At 36.5% G+C, this 4,242-nt stretch carries 8 protein-coding genes and 1 pseudogene; 3 read left to right on the forward strand and 6 right to left on the reverse strand.

Annotation, left to right across the window (positions count from 1 at the left end):
- The 3 genes from ACFVSH_RS23565 to ACFVSH_RS23575 form a co-directional block, all read right to left on the reverse strand.
- The coding region (locus tag ACFVSH_RS23565) for an alcohol dehydrogenase catalytic domain-containing protein (protein WP_387708135.1) at positions 1-229 on the reverse strand (229 nt) is incomplete at its 3' end.
- Positions 230-244: 15 nt separating this feature from the next.
- The gene (locus tag ACFVSH_RS23570; protein ID WP_387708137.1) at positions 245-607 is read right to left on the reverse strand and encodes a spore coat protein; all 363 of its coding nucleotides are present in this window, start codon (positions 605-607) and stop codon (positions 245-247) included.
- 12 nt (positions 608-619) lie between these two features.
- Entirely contained in the window at positions 620-835 is a 216-nt protein-coding gene (locus tag ACFVSH_RS23575; RefSeq protein ID WP_056519692.1) for a hypothetical protein, read from the reverse strand.
- A gap of 184 nt (positions 836-1,019) precedes the next feature.
- On the opposite strand from ACFVSH_RS23575, the gene ACFVSH_RS23580 reads away from it, so the two are divergent.
- Together ACFVSH_RS23580 and ACFVSH_RS23585 are read left to right on the forward strand one after the other, a co-directional pair.
- Positions 1,020-1,223: a hypothetical protein gene (locus ACFVSH_RS23580; protein ID WP_387708138.1), complete on the forward strand. Its 204-nt coding sequence runs from the start codon at positions 1,020-1,022 to the stop codon at positions 1,221-1,223.
- A complete protein-coding gene (locus tag ACFVSH_RS23585) occupies positions 1,223-1,522 on the forward strand; it encodes a spore coat protein (RefSeq protein ID WP_387708140.1) in 300 nt (99 codons plus the stop codon). Before ACFVSH_RS23580 ends, ACFVSH_RS23585 begins: the two co-directional genes overlap by 1 nt.
- 279 nt (positions 1,523-1,801) lie before the next feature.
- Here ACFVSH_RS23585 and ACFVSH_RS23590 read toward each other — a convergent pair whose 3' ends face one another.
- Positions 1,802-1,975 carry a hypothetical protein gene (locus tag ACFVSH_RS23590; protein ID WP_387708142.1) on the reverse strand — a complete coding sequence of 58 codons (174 nt, stop codon included), beginning with the start codon at positions 1,973-1,975 and terminating at the stop codon, positions 1,802-1,804.
- Positions 1,976-2,035: 60 nt separating this feature from the next.
- Here ACFVSH_RS23590 and ACFVSH_RS23595 point away from each other — a divergent pair.
- Positions 2,036-2,260, forward strand: a pseudogene (locus ACFVSH_RS23595) (DDE-type integrase/transposase/recombinase); the annotation flags it as partial.
- A 166-nt stretch (positions 2,261-2,426) separates the two neighbouring features.
- Here the strand turns inward: ACFVSH_RS23595 and ACFVSH_RS23600 are convergent.
- Both ACFVSH_RS23600 and ACFVSH_RS23605 read right to left on the reverse strand, forming a co-directional pair.
- Positions 2,427-3,536: a Ger(x)C family spore germination protein gene (locus ACFVSH_RS23600; RefSeq protein WP_387604298.1), complete on the reverse strand. Its 1,110-nt coding sequence runs from the start codon at positions 3,534-3,536 to the stop codon at positions 2,427-2,429.
- On the reverse strand, positions 3,533-4,242 hold a 710-nt coding region (locus ACFVSH_RS23605; protein ID WP_387708144.1), incomplete at its 5' end, for a GerAB/ArcD/ProY family transporter. The genes ACFVSH_RS23605 and ACFVSH_RS23600, both read right to left, overlap by 4 nt.

Here is a 4,242-nt window from a genome sequence, read left to right on the forward strand (position 1 = left end):
TTACCTTAGTTACCCCTGGTCCAACTTCCTCAACAACCCCCATCGGCTCATGACCAATCACATAATCTGTAGGCATATTGGGAATTAATTGATGGATTAAGTGCAAATCGGAGCCGCAAATCGCTGAAGTAGTGATTTTTACAATAATATCATCCGAATTTTTGATGTTAGGGTCTTTAACTTCTTTAACCTGTACATTTTTATTGCCCTGGTAAGTTACGGCTTTCATGATGCTTTTCCTCCTTTATTTATTCGGCGTTGCGAACATGCCGAGTCTGTCAGTATCATTCGGGAAAAGATTCATTCCAGCAATACTAACCGCCATATCGGCTGATTTCAAATCTAATTCCACCTGTTTACCTATATCGTTCGGATAAAGCCAGCCCTTCCTGATCATTAAATCGGATAACTCACCATGTAAGTCAATAGATTGCTCCATTTGCTGGTACAGTGCTTTTCTCAATGCGGGATTCGCTGTTTCAGATAATGCAATACCATAAGTATGAATCCCACTATTGATAGAGAGTAGAAAATCTAGCGCGAAAGAGGAATCAGCCATTTCCGGCATATGTTCAGCACCTTGAGGATCTAAAAAATCCATTTCCATTTAAATTTCACCTCATTTTTCATAGTTTGTTCGGGCTTCTGTATAAAAACCCTTTAGCTCGTTTATAGCAGCTATAGATTGTTGTACGTCTTTTTCCATTAATGCTTTTAAGTCATTGTCAAAGCAAATTCCTTGCATTAATTTAGATCTCATTAAACCTATTGTTTTAAAATTTAAAATTTCATGCGTTTCCATGGTTTCATGAAATGCCAAGCTTTCATTTTCCATACGGTTCACCTCCCTAATCCTATGAAATACCTTTCCCAGTTCATCTGTTTGTTATACGGATTATTGACCGATAGGTAGTTTATTTCGCAAAATACACGTTACTTTTGCAAATGATGATGTATAAAAACTTTTGTATTACGAAAGATATATATGTGAATTCTAAAAAGAAACGGAGTGAAAAATCATGACGGAAAATTTAGGACTGCATGAAACTTTAGAGGCGCACGAAATTTTAACTTTCAAGAGTCTTTGTCTAACAAAGTCCTCTACAATGAGCAGTTTAGTGCAGGATACAGAACTACAAAATATCCTATTAAAAGACATGAGCACTGGGACACAAGATATTCAAAAACTGCAGGAAATTCTGACGAATCGAGGGAAACAGTAATGACAAATTTTTTGCAAAATATGGCGGGTATGGGTGGCATGACTGATCAGGTGATTGCAGCGGACTTCTTAATATCCGCAAAATCAGGAATTAGAAATCTTGCATTTGCCATTACAGAAACAAAAACACCTGAATTGAAAGCAGCCTTAAGAGAACAGCTTCGTGTCGCTGTAGAAAGACACGGAGAGATAAGTAACTATATGATTTCAAAAGGTTACTATCATCCACATGATTTAAGTGAACAATTACAAGTTGATATAAATACAGCCAATACAGCCCTAAACCTTCCTGAACAATAAAGTCAACTCATGGATGTGAAAACAGACAGATCGCACAGAGGTACGGGCAAATGAAAAAAAAGCAATGAATTTCTCAAACTTGAGATACATTGCTTTTTTTAGGGGTATCTTATAGCAAGTTCTTAGCTAAAAAGGGGAATATGGGTAATGGTAATAGGGTCTCCAACTACAATTGCACGGAAGTTAACATTAAGGATGTTTTAGAGCGTAGATTTCATAGAATCTACGGTTTTTAGAAACCGATTCTTTCAACCCCTTACTTTTGAACTATGCCCCATTTTACGGACAGTATAAAAAAGTGCCTAAGCGGCTAATAAATGGTCCCGGTATTGTACCAGGGCCATTTTTGCCAAATGTAATCGGTAAATCAGGATTTTCTCGATTTTCTTTTCTCTTAATGTTATTAACAACTCTGGAATATTCTCCTAAAGGATACATATTTTCAACGCCCATTGTTATTTGTTCTCTACAACTAATTTTATTTAAATTGGTTACACACAAATTTTGGTTCTGGTGCAACAACAGAAATACTTGAATAACATAGTGGAGTAAGATCATCGCTTTATAAAGAAGTGAGTCCGTTCTACGCTAGGATTAAAAACATTTCGAACAGTCAAATAAATCATCTCTGGAGTGGAGGTGATGCATATGCTGAAAAAAGGACAACTTCAACAAGGGGTGAAGTCTGTCCAAAGTGAGATTGAATTTATACATAAATTATTTGGAGTGGCCTCATAATTCATAGATGAAAAGCATATTAATATTCTACGTTTCTAACAGGTCATATTTGCACCAGAACCTTTATGTCTTTCCGATAATGCCAAAGAAAATTCAAAAACAGAACGTTCTTCAGAATCTTTAACAGGAATCAGTTCTCAGCATCCCCATTATGAAAGCTTTTGTCCTATTGAAAATTCGTTGATCCCATGCCCTTAATTTTTGTTTTAACATGTATGTTTATTTTGGATTTTGCTAAATTCCCCCCCCAGTCATCTTGTACTTTTTTCCACTCTTGATAGGTGTAGGCTCTTGCATACAGACCAAGCCCTAGAGGATCAATTTGAGCTTTTTGTATTTTCTGAATTAATCGGTTGAATTCATTCTCAAGCTCATTTGTAATGCTTTTTTCAAGCTTTGCATAATCTTTTCGGACATCGAATGGAAAGAGTTGTTCGGATAGCGAGATTTGTAAATCTACATTTATATCAAATACAAAGCGTCCATTGAACTTTACTTTCTTCTTTACTTTCAAATCTGAAATGGAGAAGCTGATGTATGGTTTGCCCCTACTGGCGGATTCCATAGAAACCGGAATAGTTATGGAATAATCACCTTTTTGTTTACCTTCTAAAACATTTAATAATTGATTTTCTTCAGGTGTTATTGTTATTTTATACTGGCCGGACTGAGCTAGCAGTGCGGCGCCTGTTAGCTCGATTCTTTTTTTCTTTTTGATTTGTGTGATCCACGCTGTTCTCCCTTTGTCCTTCATTTGTCTGTGAAAATCCTGGAGGGTCGTTTTTTTCACAATATTCCTCTTGGCGGCAGCATCAATTAAACTTGTTAAATATAGAGATAGTCGTGGTTTATCTGCTGGTTTATTGAAAATAACATCTGCAACAGATCCATCTACAGCGACAACACGCGCGGTTACTGTATTTTTAGGATCTCTGAAGAAAGGATCGAGATAGTCAAACCAATCCTTCTTTTTAAGCAGTCGTTCTCCCACCAAAAGCAATTGCGTTTTACTTCCTGATGTTAATCCTATTACCCTCGCATCAAATTTTTCTCTTGAATGTCGGAGGGTGTATGATTTAACTTCATACACTTCTTCCTTATCTTTTGCCTCTTTACTAAATATCGGGCTTGACATATACACTAATAAATTATCCTCTTCATCTAAATCGAGGCCTAAAATAAGTGAGACGCTAACTTCCTCTATTGGTGTAGCATCCATACACCCAGAGAGTATCATTACAAGGATTAAAAGACACAATCCTATTTTTCGGCTCATGAAAATCTCCTCCGTGAAAATTTCTCATATCCCCAACTGTAAATCCATAAAAAAACGGGAAACACATATGCTACCGCAATCCCGGCATTCGAAGCCCATTTTTGCCAGGTTATTACTTGCATCCATGTTGGTTGAACAAAAAATGTGCCCACGACAAGTAAACCTAACAAAACGGGCACATATGAACTATGATCCTGCTTATTCATTAATTGACTGAAACTAAAGACCGTACAGTACATGTACAAGATCCAGGCTCTTGAGGAAAAAAGGATCAAAATATTCAATATAACCACGTCAAGACGTTCAATAAACCGGAATTCAATCACTTTGAGCATACTTAGGACAGGCTGATTAAAACCGGTAATGCTATCCGGACTAAAGAACACAAAACAGCTAATGGTTACAAAGAGATAAAAGAACATCGATAGGGTGTTGGCAATAATAATTCCATGAATGGCATATTGCTTTTTCTTTAAGAAAGGATAAAAGAAAAAGACAAGTTCAAACCCTAGGAACGAATAAATGACCGGCGGCACGGTAGTTGAAATTGACTTCCAACCAACTTTAAACAATGGAAGTAAATTCAAGAAACTTCCATCTTTTAATGGAAACAAAAAAATTACCGGGAGCCACATCGTCATATAGAAAATCAATTCATTATATCTTCCAATAACACAGAGACCCTTCCTGACTATAAATAATACCT

The sequence above is a fragment of the Peribacillus sp. NPDC058002 genome (genome assembly GCF_042886655.1).
In the GTDB taxonomy this organism is placed as follows: Bacteria; Bacillota; Bacilli; order Bacillales; family DSM-1321; genus Peribacillus; species Peribacillus aracenensis.

What these genes read in the sequence shown, in the direction of transcription:
- ACFVSH_RS23570 (WP_387708137.1), bottom strand. Translation starts at nt 607, where the DNA reads ATGGAAATGGATTTTTTAGATCCTCAAGGTGCTGAACATATGCCGGAA.
- ACFVSH_RS23575 (WP_056519692.1), bottom strand. Translation starts at nt 835, where the DNA reads ATGGAAAATGAAAGCTTGGCATTTCATGAAACCATGGAAACGCATGAA.
- ACFVSH_RS23580 (WP_387708138.1), top strand. Translation starts at nt 1,020, where the DNA reads ATGACGGAAAATTTAGGACTGCATGAAACTTTAGAGGCGCACGAAATT.
- ACFVSH_RS23585 (WP_387708140.1), top strand. Translation starts at nt 1,223, where the DNA reads ATGACAAATTTTTTGCAAAATATGGCGGGTATGGGTGGCATGACTGAT.
- ACFVSH_RS23590 (WP_387708142.1), bottom strand. Translation starts at nt 1,975, where the DNA reads ATGGGCGTTGAAAATATGTATCCTTTAGGAGAATATTCCAGAGTTGTT.
- ACFVSH_RS23600 (WP_387604298.1), bottom strand. Translation starts at nt 3,536, where the DNA reads ATGAGCCGAAAAATAGGATTGTGTCTTTTAATCCTTGTAATGATACTC.